Annotated in this window: 16 protein-coding genes and 1 tRNA gene; 7 read left to right on the plus strand and 10 right to left on the minus strand. The window is 57.0% G+C overall.

Going from position 1 to position 17,753, the window contains the following annotated elements; translation table 11 throughout:
- The first annotated feature begins 158 nt into the window (after positions 1–158).
- Positions 159–234: transfer RNA gene (locus BLS30_RS02475), tRNA-Ala, on the plus strand.
- Positions 235–271: 37 nt separating this feature from the next.
- On the opposite strand, the gene BLS30_RS02480 is transcribed toward BLS30_RS02475, so the two are convergent.
- On the minus strand, positions 272–496 hold the full coding sequence (locus BLS30_RS02480; RefSeq protein WP_046477895.1) for an anti-sigma factor: 225 nt from the start codon (positions 494–496) through the stop codon (positions 272–274).
- A gap of 547 nt (positions 497–1,043) precedes the next feature.
- Between BLS30_RS02480 and BLS30_RS02490 the strand changes: the two genes are divergently transcribed.
- From BLS30_RS02490 to BLS30_RS02500, 3 genes are read left to right on the plus strand one after another with little or no spacing between them, the layout of a single operon-like run.
- Complete coding sequence (locus BLS30_RS02490; RefSeq protein ID WP_090227331.1) at positions 1,044–2,048, plus strand: HlyD family secretion protein; 1,005 nt, start codon at positions 1,044–1,046, stop codon at positions 2,046–2,048.
- Between the two features lie 2 nt (positions 2,049–2,050).
- Entirely contained in the window at positions 2,051–4,810 is a 2,760-nt protein-coding gene (gene rbbA, locus BLS30_RS02495; protein WP_090226351.1) for a ribosome-associated ATPase/putative transporter RbbA, read from the plus strand.
- 10 nt (positions 4,811–4,820) lie between these two features.
- On the plus strand, positions 4,821–5,939 hold the full coding sequence (locus tag BLS30_RS02500) for an ABC transporter permease (protein ID WP_244465062.1): 1,119 nt from the start codon (positions 4,821–4,823) through the stop codon (positions 5,937–5,939).
- Positions 5,940–5,945: 6 nt separating this feature from the next.
- On the opposite strand, the gene BLS30_RS02505 is transcribed toward BLS30_RS02500, so the two are convergent.
- Positions 5,946–6,863 carry a LysR family transcriptional regulator gene (locus BLS30_RS02505; protein ID WP_046477892.1) on the minus strand — a complete coding sequence of 306 codons (918 nt, stop codon included), beginning with the start codon at positions 6,861–6,863 and terminating at the stop codon, positions 5,946–5,948.
- Between the two features lie 176 nt (positions 6,864–7,039).
- On the opposite strand from BLS30_RS02505, the gene BLS30_RS02510 reads away from it, so the two are divergent.
- From BLS30_RS02510 to BLS30_RS02520, 3 genes are all read left to right on the plus strand, one after another.
- Positions 7,040–8,059, plus strand: a complete 1,020-nt coding sequence (locus BLS30_RS02510; protein WP_046477891.1) for a TAXI family TRAP transporter solute-binding subunit — start codon at positions 7,040–7,042, stop codon at positions 8,057–8,059.
- Between the two features lie 159 nt (positions 8,060–8,218).
- Positions 8,219–10,144: a TRAP transporter permease gene (locus BLS30_RS02515; protein ID WP_046477890.1), complete on the plus strand. Its 1,926-nt coding sequence runs from the start codon at positions 8,219–8,221 to the stop codon at positions 10,142–10,144.
- Between the two features lie 41 nt (positions 10,145–10,185).
- Positions 10,186–11,262, plus strand: a complete 1,077-nt coding sequence (locus BLS30_RS02520; protein WP_090226354.1) for a carbon-nitrogen hydrolase family protein — start codon at positions 10,186–10,188, stop codon at positions 11,260–11,262.
- A gap of 98 nt (positions 11,263–11,360) precedes the next feature.
- Here BLS30_RS02520 and BLS30_RS02525 read toward each other — a convergent pair whose 3' ends face one another.
- Genes BLS30_RS02525 through urtE form a run of 8 tightly spaced genes read right to left on the minus strand, consistent with a single transcriptional unit; the run spans position 11,361 to position 17,753 of the window.
- A complete protein-coding gene (locus tag BLS30_RS02525; RefSeq protein ID WP_046477889.1) occupies positions 11,361–11,957 on the minus strand; it encodes a HupE/UreJ family protein in 597 nt (198 codons plus the stop codon).
- Positions 11,958–11,993: 36 nt separating this feature from the next.
- Positions 11,994–12,617 carry an urease accessory protein UreG gene (gene ureG, locus BLS30_RS02530; RefSeq protein WP_090226357.1) on the minus strand — a complete coding sequence of 208 codons (624 nt, stop codon included), beginning with the start codon at positions 12,615–12,617 and terminating at the stop codon, positions 11,994–11,996.
- The gene (locus tag BLS30_RS02535; RefSeq protein ID WP_244512347.1) at positions 12,614–13,420 is read right to left on the minus strand and encodes an urease accessory protein UreF; all 807 of its coding nucleotides are present in this window, start codon (positions 13,418–13,420) and stop codon (positions 12,614–12,616) included. The genes ureG and BLS30_RS02535 overlap by 4 nt, the downstream gene beginning before the upstream one ends.
- The gene (gene ureE, locus BLS30_RS02540; protein WP_090226360.1) at positions 13,368–13,856 is read right to left on the minus strand and encodes an urease accessory protein UreE; all 489 of its coding nucleotides are present in this window, start codon (positions 13,854–13,856) and stop codon (positions 13,368–13,370) included. The genes BLS30_RS02535 and ureE overlap by 53 nt, the downstream gene beginning before the upstream one ends.
- A gap of 7 nt (positions 13,857–13,863) precedes the next feature.
- A complete protein-coding gene (gene ureC, locus BLS30_RS02545) occupies positions 13,864–15,573 on the minus strand; it encodes an urease subunit alpha (protein WP_090226364.1) in 1,710 nt (569 codons plus the stop codon).
- The gene (locus BLS30_RS02550; RefSeq protein WP_090226367.1) at positions 15,573–16,199 is read right to left on the minus strand and encodes an urease subunit gamma; all 627 of its coding nucleotides are present in this window, start codon (positions 16,197–16,199) and stop codon (positions 15,573–15,575) included. Before BLS30_RS02550 ends, ureC begins: the two co-directional genes overlap by 1 nt.
- A gap of 29 nt (positions 16,200–16,228) precedes the next feature.
- Positions 16,229–17,083 (minus strand): urease accessory protein UreD, encoded by an 855-nt coding sequence (locus BLS30_RS02555; RefSeq protein ID WP_090226368.1) that lies wholly within the window; start codon positions 17,081–17,083, stop codon positions 16,229–16,231.
- Positions 17,058–17,753, minus strand: a complete 696-nt coding sequence (gene urtE, locus BLS30_RS02560) for an urea ABC transporter ATP-binding subunit UrtE (RefSeq protein ID WP_046477884.1) — start codon at positions 17,751–17,753, stop codon at positions 17,058–17,060. The genes BLS30_RS02555 and urtE overlap by 26 nt, the downstream gene beginning before the upstream one ends.

The following is a 17,753-nucleotide window of genomic DNA, read 5'->3' on the forward strand; positions in this document are numbered from 1 at the left end:
CGAGGCGCGGAAAAACCGCTCTTGCCCTGGAAAGTGCAAGGCATTCAATTTTGGCTTGATGTTTACGTCGGCTCGCCCTATTGAACGCCCTCTAAACGGAGACTCGGTCATCTAGCTCCGTTTGGCTTACTTGTAAGAGTACATTCCCAATACCGGTCGGGGCCGTAGCTCAGTTGGGAGAGCGCTACAATGGCATTGTAGAGGTCAGGGGTTCGATTCCCCTCGGCTCCACCAGATTTGAAATTGCTTAGTCACCCTAAGCCCTTTCCTTTCAGAATGAACGTTCCGGATCGATGAGCAGAGGGCTGGCGCTCGTCGCGCGCACCTCATGCTCAAACATCTGGTGTAATGCTACTTTCAGGCTTGCGATCACGGCGATGGCTTGTGCGATATCGGCGTTACGTTCAGCGATTTTAGCAATCTCAGCCGCTCGCTCGGGTGGAAGTTCCCCGTCAACGTAGGCGTTCAGTTCCTGTCTGACTGGAAGAGCGGCCATCACTGCTTCCACGCTAGCCCCGCGAGCGTGAGCAACGCAGCAGCCAGATAGGCGCCTGCCGCGATCCGAAGAATAGGCCGTCCGATGTGATTACCGGGCAGTTTCAGAATACGACTTCCCTCAAAGGGAGCCACGTCTTTGCATTGGAGACAGAAGTCCGGATCGGTCCCGATTCCAGCAATGAGCGATGGACCGTCCAGGTAGCCTCTTCCTTTACAAACTGAGCACTTTCGCCTTTGAGGGCTCATCGTCAGCTCAACTCCCGGCATTCTCCCGCAGATGCATAGAAGCTCCGCCACCTCATTCGATATATCTTGTCGGATATTACGATGTCCAGAATTTATCCCTAAAACATCGGGATCTCCTATTTAGTCAGATAGCTTTGACGCTATAACGGACCGAGAATATCCGTCTACGTTACTGCGTGAGCCGACGAAGACACCGCATACGCCTTTTGACAGGTCGATTGCGTCTCCCCTTGCGATATAGACTATGCTGCGTTTCCGCGATGTCAGGCTATTTATTGCTGGATAGCTACGAGGAGCCGATGAGCTTCAACATTAAAGTTTTGGCTGCTGTGCTCGGGCTCGCCGGGCTATTTGGATATCTTGTGTTCTTCCATGGCGGGAGTAATCAACTGCCGTCCGGCATCGTCTCCGGAAATGGACGGATCGAAGCTGTCCAGGTCGATATTTCCACGAAAATACCAGGACGCGTGGAAAGCATTCAGGCGCAAGAGGGAGACCTCGTAAAGCCCGGGGATGCCCTCGCGAAGATCGACGACTCACAACTTCAGGCTCAGCTCGCGCGATCGGAAGCTGATATTGCAAGCGCTCAAAGCCAAGTCGCTCAGGCTGAAGCGCAAATCACCCAAGCGAAGGCGCAGCTCCAACTTGCAGAGACGGAGCTCGGCCGCACCAGCCGACTGCTGGAGCAAGGGCATGCAAGCCAGGAGGCCTACGACACGCGCAAAAATACGCGCGACGTTGCGCAAGCCAATCTTACAGCGGCCCAAGCAACGCTCGTCTCCAAACAGCGTGGAGTTGACGCTGCAGTGGCCGTCAAGAAAGAGGTGAAAACGCAGATTGATGACTGCGTCCTCGTCGCGCCAACGCTTGGCCGCGTGCTCTATCGGCTTGCCGAACCAGGGGAAGTTATGGCGGCTGGCGGCAAGGTGCTGACACTTGTAAATCTCGCCGACGTTTACATGGAGATCTTTATTCCGGCGGAGGACGCCTATCGGCTCTCTATCGGTTCGGAGGCCCGTATCATCGTTGATGGCACCGACTTCGCGGTTCCTGCGAAGGTCACCTTCGTATCGCCCGAAGCGCAATTCACACCGAAGCAGGTTGAGACGTCCAGCGAGCGCGAAAAACTCATGTTTCGAGTTAAGGTGCGCATCCCGCCGGAGCTCATCGAAGAGCATATTAATGTCGTGAAAACGGGCATTCGTGGCGTTGCATATGTCCGGCCCGGGATTAATCCGCCGCCGTGGCCCGCTTGGCTTGAAAAGCGCTTTGTGCCCCCCGAACCAAAGGTCAGCGGATCGTAATCATGGACACTGGGCCTGAGCTCGTGGCCCGGGCGCGGGCTTTATCGCACCGTTACAAAAAGACGTTGGCGCTCGATAACATGGATATTGACGTGCCGGCAGGAGCTACCGTGGGTCTTATCGGTCCAGACGGGGTCGGCAAGTCGACGCTGATGGGACTGATTGCCGGCGCGCGGAAATTACAGCTAGGTGATCTGGACGTGCTCAGCGGCAACATGGCTGAGGCTGCCCACCGCAACGCCGTTTGCCCCCGTATTGCGTACATGCCCCAAGGCCTGGGAAAGAACCTTTATGGCGATCTTTCCATTGCGGAGAACCTTCATTTCTTTGGAAGGCTTTTTAACTTGTCGGCGGCAGAGCGCAAAGCACGCATTGACCGGGTCACGCGTGCGACCGGACTGCATCCCTTTCTTGACCGTCCAGCTAGCAAGCTTTCGGGCGGGATGAAACAGAAGCTCGGGCTGTGTTGCGCGCTGATCCATGAGCCCGACTTTATGATCCTCGATGAGCCAACGACGGGCGTCGACCCCTTGTCGCGCCGTCAATTCTGGGAACTCATTGCTTCCATCAAGGCGGAGCGAACCAGCATGAGTTTGCTGGTTTCGACGGCCTATATGGACGAAGCAGAGGCTTTCGACTGGCTTATTGCCATCAACGATGGGCGCGAGATCGGCTCCGGCACACCCCAACAGCTCATGGAGAGAACCGGCAGCGATAATTTGGAAGGCGCTTACGTCGGTCTTCTTCCGGAATCGCTTAACCGGGAAACGGGCAAGATCGTCATTCCACCGCGGACTGTGGACGATGGTGGACCGGCAATTCGCGCTGAGGGTCTTACGCGAAAATTTGGCAACTTCGTCGCCGTAGACAACGTGGATTTCACTATTTTCCGTGGTGAGATCTTTGGCTTTCTCGGCTCAAATGGCTGCGGAAAGACCACGACCATGAAAATGCTGACGGGGTTGCTTCCTCCGAGTTCGGGGACGGCCTTCATGTTCGGCGAACCCATGGACGCAAGCAGTCTCAGCATGCGCAAACGCGTGGGGTACATGTCGCAATCGTTCTCGCTCTATGGCGAATTGACCGTGCGCCAGAACCTCGACCTCCATGCTCGGCTTTTTCATCTCGGTACGGAGAAGGCGAACGCACGGATCAGCGACCTCGTTTCCCGCTTCGGCCTGGCCGAGCATATCGACGACTTGGCGGGCGGTCTTCCCCTTGGCCTTCGTCAGCGGCTATCGCTTGCGGTTGCTGTGCTCCACGAGCCCGAACTTCTTATTCTCGACGAGCCAACCTCAGGCGTTGACCCGATCGCTCGCGACGAATTCTGGAAATTCCTGATTGATCTGTCCCGGAAGGACAATGTCACGATTTTCATCTCCACTCACTTCATGAACGAAGCGATGCGGTGCGATCGCATCTCGCTCATGCATGCGGGCAAAGTCCTTGCTGTGGGTACGCCGCAAGAACTCATCGATATGCGCGGCGCGTCTTCCCTGGAAGATGCATTTATCAGTTACATGGAAGGCGCACTTCGCGAAGGAGCAACGGAGGAAAGCGTGGCTTCCGAGAAGGTGCAAGATACTTCTCTTCCTGTTATTGAGCCTCAAGGCACGGAACAATCAGCATCCCATCATTCACTCAGCCTCGGCCGGCTCTTTGCTTACAGTCTGCGCGAAACTAAGGAGGTTTTGCGCGATCCCGTGCGGCTGGCGTTTGCTTTCATCGGCAGCACCATTCTTCTTTTCATATTCAGCTATGGCATCACGACCGACGTCGATCGCGTGACGTTTGCTGTATTGGACCACGACCGAAGCCCCGAAAGCCGCGCCTACATCGAGGAATTTCGGGGATCGCGCTACTTTCGCGAAGCTAAGCCTTTGCGAAACATTCAGGACCTAGAGGCCCGGCTCACAGGCAACGCCATCTCCCTTGCGCTCGAAATCCCCCCGCAGTTCGGACGCAACCTGAAGCGAGGCAGCCGACCAAAGGTGTCCGCATGGATCGATGGCGCCAATACGATTCGCGCGTCAACAATGTCCGGCTACGTCAGCAGCGTGAATGACCTTTTCATCAAGCAAAGGATCAATGAGACGGGAATGGCCACTGCCGCCTTACCTGCGGAAATTGAGATGCGCTATTTGTACAATCCCACGTTCGAGAGCATTTACGCGATAGCCCCCGCGGTGCCGGCGATGCTGCTCATTCTGTTTCCTGCAATTCTCATGGCCGTTAGCGTGGTGCGAGAGAAAGAGATCGGCACAATCACAAATTTCTATGTGACACCCACATCGCGGCTGGAATTCCTGCTCGGCAAGCAACTTCCCTATATCGGGCTTGCGATGGCGAACTTTCTCATCATGACGTTTGTTGTGATCTTCATCTTCAATGTGCCACTCCACGGCAGCTTTTTCGCTCTAGCCGCCGGCGCGCTCATCTATGCCGCTGCAGCGACTGGCTACGGTTTGCTCATTGCAACATTCACCTCAAGCCAAGTGGCGGCTGTGTTTGCTGCGGCAATCCTCACCATGATGCCGACGATGCAGTTTTCAGGTTTTCTGCAGCCGGTCTCCTCTCTCGAAGGTGGCGCGCGGATCATGGGCACGCTTTGGCCTACCACGTACTACATGCACATGAGTGTCGGCGCCTTCACGAAGGGCCTGGGGTGGCATGAACTTCTGCCGGACATCCTGACACTCACTTTGTTCGTTCCCGTGTTCCTTGCGATCGCGGTCGTCGGCCTCCGCAAGCAGGAGAAGTGACCGCGTGCAGATGCTCTCCAACATTTTCTGGCTTGGGACGAAGGAGATACGCAGTCTTATGCGTGACGTCCTCATGATCGTACTAATCGTGTGGGCGCTTGGCCCGAGCATCATCGAACGGGCGCGCGGCTTTAAAGAGCCCGTCAACAACGCGAGTGTGGCCATCGTCGACGAAGATCACTCCGCACTTTCCCGCAAGTTGCGCAACGCAATCACGCCTCCCTATTTCCAGACGCCGAAGATCATTTCCGCCGCCGAGATCGATAGAGGCATGGACGAGAGCCTCTATACCTTCGTGATTGTCATCCCACCAAGATTTGAGGCCGACATTGCGAAAGGATTGGAGCCTGAACTCCAACTCAACATCGACGCGACCGCTGTTATGCAGGCAGCGACCGGTGCGTCGTATCTCTATGCAATCCTTCTTCAGGAAATTGCGAACTTCGCACAACGCTCCGATGCCGCGAGCATATCAATGATCGACCTTGTGTCTCGGCGGGCATTCAACCCCAACGGTGAGCAGATCTGGTTTCAGTCCGTCGTCGCGCTCCTCGACCAACTCTCGATTCTCACGATCGCACTCGTGGGGGCTGCCCTGTTACGCGAACGAGAACATGGCACCATTGAACACCTGCTCGTCATGCCGCTTACGGCTTTCGAAATCGCAATGGCAAAGGTTCTCGCCAACGGCTTGGTGATCCTGATCGCCTTTGCCATTTCGATGGCCGTTGTTGTCGAGTACATCCTTGGCGTGCCGATCGCTGGCTCTCGCGCGCTGCTTTTGCTCGGGACGACGATCTATCTGTTTTCCGCCGCAGCGATCGGCATATTCCTCGGCACTGTCGCGCGCACCATGGCGCAATTCTCACTCCTGCTGCTGATGACCGTCATGCCGATGATGATGCTGTCAGGCGGCGTGACGCCCATCGAGAGCCAGCCCGAGTGGCTGCAGCCTTTGACGTTGCTTCTACCTTCGCGGCACTACATGGCCTATGCGCAGGCCATCATATTTCGCGGGGCAGGCTTCGAAACAGTCTGGCCTCAGTTTCTGGCCGTCGTCATCTTGGGTTCAGCATTCCTGGGCACCAGCCTCTTGCTGTTCCGACGTTCCATCGCCGCAAGTCGATGAGAATGATCAGTGGACGGGGCTACCTGACGGAGCGGAGAAATAATCGCTAATATGCTCGGTGAAGGCCTGGGCTAGTCGTCTCTGACGCAGGCGCTGAGGCGTAAGAATGACGACCTGCAACGGCTTCGGCGATCCCGTGATTGGCCGCGTGACAATCGCGCAGCCGTCGTAGGTGATAGGCGTTTTCGGCTCCAAATTCAGGATCGACACCCCAAGACCATTTCCGACGAGACTGCGGACCGTTTCGAAGGATCGCGTCCTATGTCGAATATTCGGGCTCAAACCTTTGGCCGTGAAGAGCGAGAGAAAATAGTCACGCGTGTGCGGCAGATCCATCAAAACGAACGGGCGTTCCGACAGAGCTTCCATGGTCACTGTCTTGCGACGCGTCAGCGGGTCGTTCTCTGCCAGAATGGCCATGGCGGGTCGCTGCGCAACGATCGTTGCGTCGAGACCTGACGGCAGATCGAGATCGAATGTCAATGCCAGCTCGACCCTTCCACTCGTCAGAGCTGAGAAAATGTCCTGCTGATCGATGTCCTGAAACAGGATGTCGACGTTGGGATACTTTTCTCCGAAGGATCGTATGAGCTGGCCAAGATAGGTGGCGCCCAAATTGATGAAACAGGCGATCGAAAGTTCGCCTCGCATCTCGACGTTTACGGCGCCGGTGGCCGCCCTGAATTGTTCTACGCGCTCTATGAGCTCCCGTGCGGCGCGCAAAACTTCCGAGCCTTGCGGCGTCAGCATGACGCCCCGTGATGGCCGCCTGACAAGGAGCTGCATGTCCAGGTCAGCTTCAAGCTGGGCTATGGCAGCTGACACACTCGGCTGGGAGATGTTCAGCTTGGTGGCGGCGCTCGTGACGCTGCCGCATTCCGCCGTCGCAACGAAATAGCGAAGGAAGCGAATGGAGACATCCATAGCTTTTTCCTATCCACTAGAACGTAAAACAATATTTACCCAATTGACCACGAACAGGTAGTCTAATTCAAGACTTGTCTTGCTTGTTGCTGTGCACAACTGGCGAGCAATTGACTTATAAATTAGGCGTTACCGCTTTTTTCGAGTTGAACTGAAATCATCTTAAGGAAAAGCTTATGAATAGAATCTCGGTATGCTCGGCAATCGCTGCTGCTTTTTCCTTTATGACTGTAGCTACCGCTCAAGCTGACCCCGCAAAGGTTGATATACTTGTGTCTCCAGCAGGTTCGGGCCCGTATTTGGCCTGGGCGACCATGCAAAATTATGCACCGGACTATTCAAAAGCTATCCAACCGATTGCGGTCGAGACGCCAGGATTCACTTATAACGTCCGCTTTCTTGCGTCCTCTCCCGAGCTTTGGAAGAACACGCTCATCGGTTCCGGCGAAGTGGTCGAATGGGCAGCAGCCAACGGCGTAAAGCCATTTTTTCCAGAACCGCTCAAGGTTGTTGAAGATTTCCGCGTCATTGGCGTCATGAGCCAAAGCACAAACGTGTTCGTCACACTGGACGACAAGATCAAGACGATCGATGACATGGCTGGCAAACGTGTCGCCGTAGGTCTCCTGACGCAAAATGAGTGGGGCATGCATCAGCGGATGCTGCTCGACGCCTGGGGGATCACACCCAAGCTTCGTTCGTTCGATGCCTTGGGGCCGGGCCAGAATATAGATGCGATGCTCGATGGACGTTCCGACATCGGTACGCTCGTCGTGCACTCGAGCTTGAATTTCGGATCAAACCTCGAAGCGGCTCCGTTCAAGACGTTGGAGAGCGCTGGCCGGCCATGGCATTACATCAACATTCCCGCAGAAAAGATTGAGGAATACAATTCTTCAAAGGGAGCTCCGTTCGCCATTCGCAAAGTTCCAGCGAAAACGTTATCGGGCCAGACTGGCGAGTTCACCAGCTTTGGAAACTACACACTCCTGACAGCGCACAAATCGTTTCCCGACGATCTCGCATATGAAATGGCCAAGCTTTGGATTTCTTCCGGTCCGAGCCTCGGCAAATATAGCGCCATCGCCAAAATCTGGGACCCGGAGACGATTTCAATCATGGCTCGGACATCTCCGGAACGCATCCATCCTGGTGCCATGCGGGCATACGTCGAGGCCGGCTTGGTCAAGAAGTGAGACCGAGCTCCCTGGACTTGGATCATCTCTCTTAGAAGTTCTTCGTCATGCGATGCGCCTGTTTGCTCGGGTCTACGCCTATCAGGCGCATCGCGTTCCGCAGAGCCGTTGAAGAGCTTTTTCTTTCACAGTCGTGCCCTTCAGAACGAGGCCTTCACAATGTCGCAATCAGAAAGCCATACCGCAAGGAAAGTGCCGATCGATTTCGCCATTGCCGTGTTCGGATCGGTCTTCGTCCTCTACCAAATGATCACCGTATGGTGGAGCGTCCACGGCGCTATGCAGCACTACATGTCGCATCTCGTCGGCGTGCTGGTTCTGGCTGCTTTTATGATTGCGCGGCGCGGCCTCCATTCTGAGTCAGGACAGATCAACTGGGCCGATGTTCTATCTGGGATCGTCTGCGGGATTTTTGCCGTCAGCGCCGGCAGCTACCTCTATCTCAACGCTGAGATGCTCGAAATCATGCAACCCTTCGTCGGCGCCGTGCCGCTCGTTATGGGAAGCCTGCTGATCGTCGCCGTTCTACTCGCTGCTTGGAGATGGTGGGGTGCCATCATTGCGCTCGTCTGTTTGTTGGCGTCGCTCTATTTCCTGGCTGGTCACCTGTTGCCTAGTCCATTTGGAATTCAGCGCCAGCCGCTTAACGTCGTCATTACGTTCCTGTCCGGTATCGGGGGGCCGCGCGGCGTCCTGACGTACATGCCATTATCCGCAGACATGATCTTTCTTCTGCTGATCTATGGCGGGCTACTTCACGGCACACGTGTCATAGACATGTTCGCTGAAATCGGCACCGCATTCGGCAACCTACTGCGGGGCGGGGTGGCGTTTTCAGCGATCGTGGCGAGCGCGTTGATCGGAATGGTCACGGGGCAGGCGGTAAGCAACATCGCGTTGTCCGGCGTCATGACGATACCGACGATGGCGCGCAACGGCTTCACGAAGGAAGAAGCTGGGTCCGTTGAGGTTCTTGCATCGACCGGCAGTCAGTTGCTGCCCCCCATCATGGGTCTGGGTGCGTTTCTCATGGCGGTGAACCTCGGCGTTTCCTACGTTGATATCGTCATCGCCGGCTTCATTCCCGGGTTGCTTTACATGGCTGCCGTCGCCATCGGCGTCTATGCCATGGTGGGTCAGTGCGAACGACCCAAAACGGATCGGATGGCCGTGAACTGGGACATGGTGTGGTGGACCCTGCCTGCGTTCGCACTCTCATTTCTCACGCTCATTGTCCTGCTCGTCTTGCGCTATTCGCCTGCGCTCGCCGGGTTCTGGGCGTGTGTCATCGTTGTTGGCTTTTCACTACTCCGGCCGAAGCGTTTCCGCCCGAACCTATCCGAGATTTTCTCCGGTGGCCTTACAGGACTGGCAACAGCCGTTCAACTCGCGGTCGTTCTTTCGGCCATCGGCCTCGCGGTCCAATCGTTGAGCACCACGGGGCTCGGCGTTTCGGCGGGCCGCCTCGTTACGCTCTATTCAGATGGCTCTCTATTCCTATCCCTGATGATAGGGATGGTGGTTTGCTTGATCATCGGTATGGGGCTGCCCACACCCGCCGCCTACGCTCTCATCGCGATTGTCGTGGTGCCAGGTCTCATCGATGCCGGCCTGTCGCCGCTGGTTGCGAATATGTATGGATTCTACTTCGCGATCTTTTCCTCTCTCACGCCACCGGTCGCCGTTGGCATACTCGTGGCCGTGAGAATTTCCGGCGGGTCGTTTGCTGGCACGGTCAAAGAGTCGATCAAGCTCGGAGGCATATGTGTGCTCGTGCCCTTCCTCTTTGTGTCCTTGCCGACCATGCTCGATCCCGAACAGATCCGAGCTGAAGCCGTCGTCGCAATTTTCTCTTATCTGGCTGCCACGGCGATGTTGGCCGGCGCGATCTACGGGGATCTCGGATATTCGCTGAGCCGAATCGAACGCGCGATTTTCGTCATCTGTGGACCGGCGCTCTTCCTTGCTTACCTCATCACGCATCTAATGCCGATCGGGCTCGGATGCATCGCAGTCCTCATCTTCTGGATTGCCTATCGCCGCCGCTTGGCCAGCTCCGAACGCACGGCCGTCGAAACAGGCTGACACCTGTAGCATCGCGCGCCTCATTCAATATGGAGACATCAATGAATTCCCACGTCCTCAACGGCAGGTCGGCTACTTCGGTCAAGGTGGCCGCAGCGAACGTGGCTTCCGTCATGTTCGATCCTGAAGCAGGGGTCGCGAAGGCCTGTAAGTTCATCGCGGAAGCAGGATCGCGCGGAGTTGAGCTCCTCGTCTTCCCGGAAAGCTTCATTCCCGGCTTTCCGATCTGGAACGCTTTCCTTCGCCCTATTGATGGCCACGCGCTTTTTCGTCGGTTTGCGGCCTCCTCGCTGGAAGTCGATGGACCTGCTATCGCCGCCATAGCAGCTTCTGCCGCCAAGCACGGCGTGGCCGTCTCGCTCGGCTTCTCCGAGGTAGCCAACTACAGTGCCGGTTGTTTGTGGAACAGCACGGTCCTGATCAATCGCGACGGCAACATCGTCAACCACCACCGTAAACTCGTGCCGACGTTCTATGAAAAGCTGACCTGGAATCGCGGCGATGGTGCTGGTCTCAAGGTCGTCGATATGGGGTTCGGCAAGGTTGGCGGCTTGATCTGCGGCGAGAACGGCAATCCACTCGCTCGGTATGTGCTGATGGCGCAAGGTGAGCAGATCCATTGCGCCAACTATCCAACCGTTTGGCCGTTCCGTGACGATCCAGCCGCGCCACCGTATGACTTGCGCGAAGCCATTCGCATCCGTGCTGCTGCCCACTGTTTCGAGGCTAAGGTCTACACTATTGTCTCGGCAGGCGTTCTCGATGACGCCACAGTGACAGCGATTTGCGGGGAGGACGGGCAATCCGCCGATCTCCTTCGGCGGTCGTCTCGGCCAGCATCCATGATTGTCACCCCCGCCGGGACATCGCTCGCTGAATCTCGCGACGACGAAGAGGGGCTCGTCGTCGCCGACCTTGACATGTCGCATCTCACGGAGCTCAAGCAACATCACGACATGGCGGGCTACTATAATAGGCTCGATGTCTTTTCTGTTTCCTTGAACCAGACCCGTCAGGCTCCGTTGTTGACAACGCAAGATACGCGGCGACCTCGGGAAACGGCTGAGCCTACGACATCGGAGGATGACTTGATTGTCGGACGATCTGCGCAAGCGTGAGAACGCCGTCTATCCTGCCAATGTTCAAAGATAACAAGACGGCCGGGCTGCAAGATGCAGAATCCGGCCGCTCTCATTCTGTGCCAATCTGTTGCTCCCTATGACAGGAGGACTAAACCAACAACGGTCATGGCTCCACCCATAGCCCGGCCTGCCAATACGCGCGATGCGGATGGCAATTTGTGAAACGCCAGTCCAATACCGACGCCGAATACATGCAATAGCGCGGTTGCGAGAACGAACCCGCCGACATAGGTCATGGCATCGTTGCCCGGAGGAAGCTCAGCCCCGTGGGCGTACCCATGAAACACGGCAAAGACACCGATCAATGCCATGGCGATCGCAACTGGCAACCGCACGTCAAAGGCCAGCAGCACGCCGATAGCAATTACCGAAGCAACGATGCCCAGTTCAACGAATGGCAACCCAATTCCGTTGAAGCCCAAGACACCTCCGGCAACCATCATTGACACGAAAGCCAATGGCACCAACCACAGCGCCCGGCCACCAAGCTGTGCTGCAAACAATCCCACGCCGACCATCGCAAGCAGATGATCCAGCCCATTGAACGGATGCATGAAGCCGTGCGCGAATCCGTCATGGACGCCGGTGCCGACATGAGCCAATGCCGGAACCGTGGTTGCGAGCAATCCGGCGAATCCCAGCACGACGATCCTGTTCACGTGACTTTTCATCTCTTCACCCCTTGTAGCAATTCCCACCTGAAGTCTTCACGCGTCAGGCAGACCGCCCGCGCGCGCAATAAACGCCGCGACGTCATTGACGCCTTTGCCGTCGCGTATGTTGGTGAACACAAACGGACGTTCGCCGCGCTGCTTTTTGGCGTCGCGATCCATCACTTCGAGATCGGCGCCAACGTGTGGTGCCAGATCGATTTTGTTGATGACGAGCAAGTCGGACCTCGTAATGCCTGGACCGCCCTTGCGGGGGATCTTCTCACCTTGGGCAACGTCGATGACGTAAATCGTGAGGTCAGCCAATTCGGGTGAAAACGTCGCCGCGAGATTGTCGCCACCGGATTCGATCAACACGATATCCGCGTTCGGGAACTTCGCGTACATCTCGGCAATCGCCGAAAGGTTCAACGAGCAGTCCTCACGGATGGCGGTATGCGGACAGCCGCCGGTCTCGACCCCCATGATACGTTCCGCCGGGAGCGCTGCTGCGCGTGTCAGGATGAGGGCGTCTTCCTTGGTGTAGATGTCATTGGTGATCGCGATGATATCGAGACGGTCACGGAATGTTTTGCAGAGCGCTTCCATGAGCGCCGTTTTGCCCGATCCGACAGGGCCGCCTATGCCGACGCGCAAAGGACCGTTTGTCGTTTGTGTCATGAGCGGAAAAGCCTCGTGTATTGTGTTTCGTGCTTGATGGCGGCGATATCGGAGTGAAACGCGGCACCGCCCAGATCGTCGAGAGTTGCGACTTCCGCTTCAGCAGCAAGCCTGCGCGCGGACGGCATCAATGAAGCTATTGCGCGTTGACCGTCGCTTTGCCCGATGACACTCAATCGTATCGCAGCAGACACGAGATTCTGCACAAGGGCTAGAGCAAAGGCTTCCAAAAGCGGATGACGCTCAATCGCATGTCCCGCGCCACCTATCGCGAGTGCAACGGGATAAGCAATCTCTTCCGTTCTCAATGCCTCAAGAGCCCAAGCGATCTTCGGCGTCATCCATGCTGTTTTCAAAGCTGTGACGAACGCCGTACCTTGTGCCGACGTTTCCAAATGGCGCTCTCGGCACCCAGAAAGCGCCACCGCCAGTTCTGCAGCCTCTCGCAATCCTGCTGCATCCGTCGCGCGAACGGATGACCACGCGCAACTCGCCAAAATGACGTCATTGCGAAGCGATCCATGGGTCAACAGTGCGCCAATCCACGCCCTCGTGGTTTCCGGATCGCGTACCGTCCCTTGATGTACGGCCCATTCCATCCCGTGACTGAATGCGAAACTGCCCACCGGGAAGGACGGAGACAGCCATGCAAAGAGGGGCAACGCCGAATGGCCTTGCGACGTCTCCGCCGCAGGCACGTTAATGGAAGCATCCTCCCACCGGGTGGGCCATGGACCGGCCTCTGTCCGCTCACGCCTGCTGATCGCCGTGGCCCTCATCGTGATGATGATGGTGGTGACCATGCGCACCACCCGCATAAGCACCGCTCTCAGGATCGAAGGGTGACTCTACTTGAGTGACGGTCGCACCGAGGCCGCGCACCATGTCCTCTATGACGTGATCCTGCCGTATGATCAGACGGCCTGGTGCAAGCATCACCGGCAAGTGACGGTTGCCGAGGTGCCATGCGATGCGCACGAGCGCATCCGCAGATGGTGCGGCGATCTCGGCCAACGGCTCGGGTGCCGCGTTGACGCGAACGCGCCTGCCATCATCAAGGATCAGTGCGTCGCCTCCGCGAAGGCGCTCGGCCTTTGGAAGATCAAGCAGAAACTCGAGTCCAGCAGCTCCCATCAATGTCATACGCCGGCGATGGCGCTGGTCGAAATCCAGTGTCACCTCATCATCGACCGGCTCGTGGTCCGCGCCTTGGCTTTCATGTCGAATTGCCCGGATCATAGTTCCCTCAGAATAAGAAGTAACGCTGCGCCATCGGCAGCTCCTTGGCGGGTTCACACACAAGCAATTCGCCATCTGCAGTTACGCGGTACGTTTCGGCATCTATCTCTATGTGTGGAGTCGCGCCGTTGTGGATCATGCATTCTTTGGAAATTCCACCGCGGACGTTTTCGACGGCCACGAGTTGTTTCTCAACGCTTAGTTCTCCCGCCATGCCTCGATGGAGTGCCGCTTTGGAGACGAACGTCAACGCGCTTTTGGCGAGGGATTTTCCATAGGAGGCGAACATTGGCCGGTAGTGCACAGGCTGCGGCGTCGGGATCGACGCATTGGGATCTCCCATCGCGGCAGCTGCTATCGACCCTCCTTTAATCACCATGTCCGGTTTCACGCCGAAGAACGCAGGCGTCCAGAGGACGAGATCGGCAAGCTTCCCAATCTCTATGGAACCAACATATCGCGACACGCCATGCGCGATTGCCGGATTGATCGTGTATTTGGCGACGTAGCGTTTGGCACGCACGTTGTCGTTGCCATTTTCTCCGGGCAACTGGCCACGCTGTCGTTTCATTTTGTCGGCCGTTTGCCACGTGCGCATGACGACCTCGCCGACGCGGCCCATGGCCTGGCTATCGGACGACATCATCGACAGCGCGCCGAGATCATGAAGTATGTCTTCGGCGGCGATCGTCTCCTTGCGGATGCGGCTTTCGGCGAAAGCGAGATCTTCGGGAATTGCACTGTCGAGATGGTGGCACACCATCAGCATATCGAGATGCTCGTCGAGTGTATTGACGGTGAACGGCCGGGTTGGGTTGGTTGAGGATGGCAGAACGTTTTTCAGTCCCGCTACCTTCATGATGTCCGGTGCGTGCCCGCCACCGGCGCCTTCCGTATGGAACGCGTGAATGGTGCGGCCTTTGAAGGCCGCTATCGTATCCTCGACGAAGCCGCTCTCGTTGAGCGTATCGGAGTGGATCATGACTTGAACGTCGTGGTCATCCGCGACGGTCAAACAGCAGTCTATGGCTGCCGGTGTCGTGCCCCAGTCTTCGTGCAGTTTCAGAGCGCAAGCGCCAGCCTCAACCTGTTCTACGAGACCTCCGGGCAGTGACGCGTTACCCTTCCCGGCAAATCCGAGATTCATCGGGAAGGCGTCGGCTGCCTGAATCATGCGGCTGATGTGCCAAGGTCCAGGCGTACACGTCGTTGCATTCGTGCCGGTGGCAGGCCCCGTGCCACCCCCGAGCATCGACGTGACGCCTGACATCAAGGCTTCTTCGATCTGCTGTGGGCAAATGAAGTGGATGTGCGCGTCGAAACCGCCAGCGGTAAGGATCTTACCTTCGCCGGCGATGACCTCTGTGCCGGGACCGATGACGATCTTAACGCCGGGTTGGATATCCGGGTTTCCGGCTTTGCCAATCGCATCAATCAAACCGTCCTTCAAGCCGACGTCGGCTTTGACGATGCCCCAGTGATCGATGATGAGCGCGTTGGTGATGACCGTATCGACGGCGCCGTCGCTTCGCGTTCGCTGCGACTGGCCCATACCATCGCGAATGACTTTGCCGCCGCCGAATTTGACCTCGTCGCCGTAGATGGTGAAATCCTGTTCGACTTCTACGAAAAGTGCGGTGTCGGCCAGACGCACCTTGTCGCCTGTCGTTGGGCCAAACATGTCGGCATAGGCGCTGCGGGACATACGGGTTGCCATCAAAGTTTCCCCATCACCGATTGACGGAATCCGTAGACTTCGCGTCCGCCCGCAAACGGCACCAGCGAAACTTCACGCGATTGCCCCGGCTCGAACCTCACGGCAGTGCCCGCGGCGATGTTCAACCGCATCCCTCGCGCCTGTTCCCGATCAAATTCAAGCGCGGGGTTTGTTTCATAGAAATGGTAGTGGCTGCCGACCTGGATCGGCCGATCGCCGGTGTTCGCGACGGTTAGCGTAATTGTTGGAGCATCCTTGTTGAGCTCGATCTCGCCGTCGGGTGTCACGATCTCTCCAGGCACGACGGATGGGGCCTTCTTCATGCCACGTATTGGATCATGGACCGTGACGAGCTTGGTGCCATCGGGAAATGTCGCTTCGACCTGGACGTCATGGATCATCTCCGCGATGCCATCCATGACCTGGTCCGCTGACAAAATCTGCGCGCCAAGTTGCATCAACTCAGCTACTGTGCGGCCATCCCTTGCGCCTTCGACAACCGTGTCGGTGATGAGCGCGATAGCCTCAGGATGGTTCAGTTTCACGCCTCGCTCCAAACGACGGCGCGCCACCATCGCTGCCATTGCGACCAGCAGCTTGTCCTTTTCTCTCGGCGTCAGATTCATTGCGCTTCCAGATTACCTGTTTCCACCCGTCAGCATGCCCACACCCGTGGCGGCTTTGTACGCATCAATCTTGAAATGAATTGTGCCGCATCCTGGCGAAGGTCGTGCGGATCTCGCGCTGAAAAGCGGGCCACCAACATTCGGTTCCACGCGCTCGCCCCACAATAGGATCCGGCGTTGCGTAGCAGTTCCCGCGCATGGTTCAAACGTGCCTCAGCGTCGGGCGCTACGAGGAGAAACGTCGCCACGGCACGTGCGCCATCCCCGACAGCCTTATGCGCCAGCGTTTCAAACATATTCCCATCGAGGTGCGTGTCCTCGGCAAAGACAAGCTTGCCTCCGCGCCGTACGCGCCAGCGATCGCGAAAAATACCCAGCCCCATTTGCTCGTGACGTGCGACGCGCCCGAACACGGTCATTTCAAACAACATGGCCGATGCACACTCCGTCATGTTCACGGTAAGTGTGCGTGACAATGCTGCGCCATCAAACAGGATCGTTTCCTGTGGCATCCATGTGAAACGCGACTTCGTTCCCAAACTGATAGCGACATCTACTGACGCCGCGATCTCTTCGGCGCGATAAATCTTTTCAGCGGATTGCGTCGTAATTCTCAGGCGTGTATGGGCGCCCGCGGCGGCGGTAATGCGCGCGGTGTCTCCGCCGGTCATACCACCTGCGGTGTTGATTAGAACGCCCTCGCAGACCGCTTCGGCGTTTGGAAGCTTGAGGCGCAGGCCACCGGTCTCAAAGCAATCCGCGAGCCGCGTCGCGTGACCAACACGGGTGAATTGAGCCTGTACTTCGCTGTGGGCGCGCACATAAGACGGAACATCAATTCCGTCTTTCGCGGGCGCGCTAAACTGAGACGCGCTGCCGAACATCGGGAGATTGTAGCTCCTCTTTACCGCCCGACATGACGATAGCTCCGCGTTCCATTACCGCAAAGCGATCCGCAAGTTCGCAGGCGAAATCAAAATATTGCTCAACGAGAACGATCGCCATTTCTCCCTTGTTGCGCAGATAGGCGATGGCGCGGCCGATGTCCTTGATCACCGACGGCTGAATACCTTCGGTCGGTTCATCAAGCACCAGAAGACGTGGTTTGGTCACGAGGGCGCGACCTATGGCGAGCTGCTGCTGCTGGCCACCCGACAGATCACCGCCGCGACGGTGGAGCATCGATTTGAGCACTGGAAACAACTCGAAGATTTCATCTGAGATCTTACGTTCGCCGCGGCTCAAAGGAGCAAAACCCGTTTCGAGATTTTCGCGCACCGTCAGCAGCGGGAAGATCTCACGGCCTTGGGGCACGACGGCGATGCCACGTCGGCAGCGTTCGTAGGAAGGTAACGTGGAGATGTCCTTATCTTCCCACATGATCTTACCGGATTGAATGGGATGCTGGCCTACGATGGCGCGCAAGAGAGACGTCTTGCCGACGCCGTTGCGGCCAAGCACGCACATGACCTCGCCCGTATTTGCCGTGATGCTGACATTTCGAAGAGCTTTCGCTGCTCCGTATGACAGATCGATATCTTCAACGCTCAGCAT

Source organism: Filomicrobium insigne, from assembly GCF_900104305.1.
Taxonomy (GTDB): Bacteria; Pseudomonadota; Alphaproteobacteria; order Rhizobiales; family Hyphomicrobiaceae; genus Filomicrobium; species Filomicrobium insigne.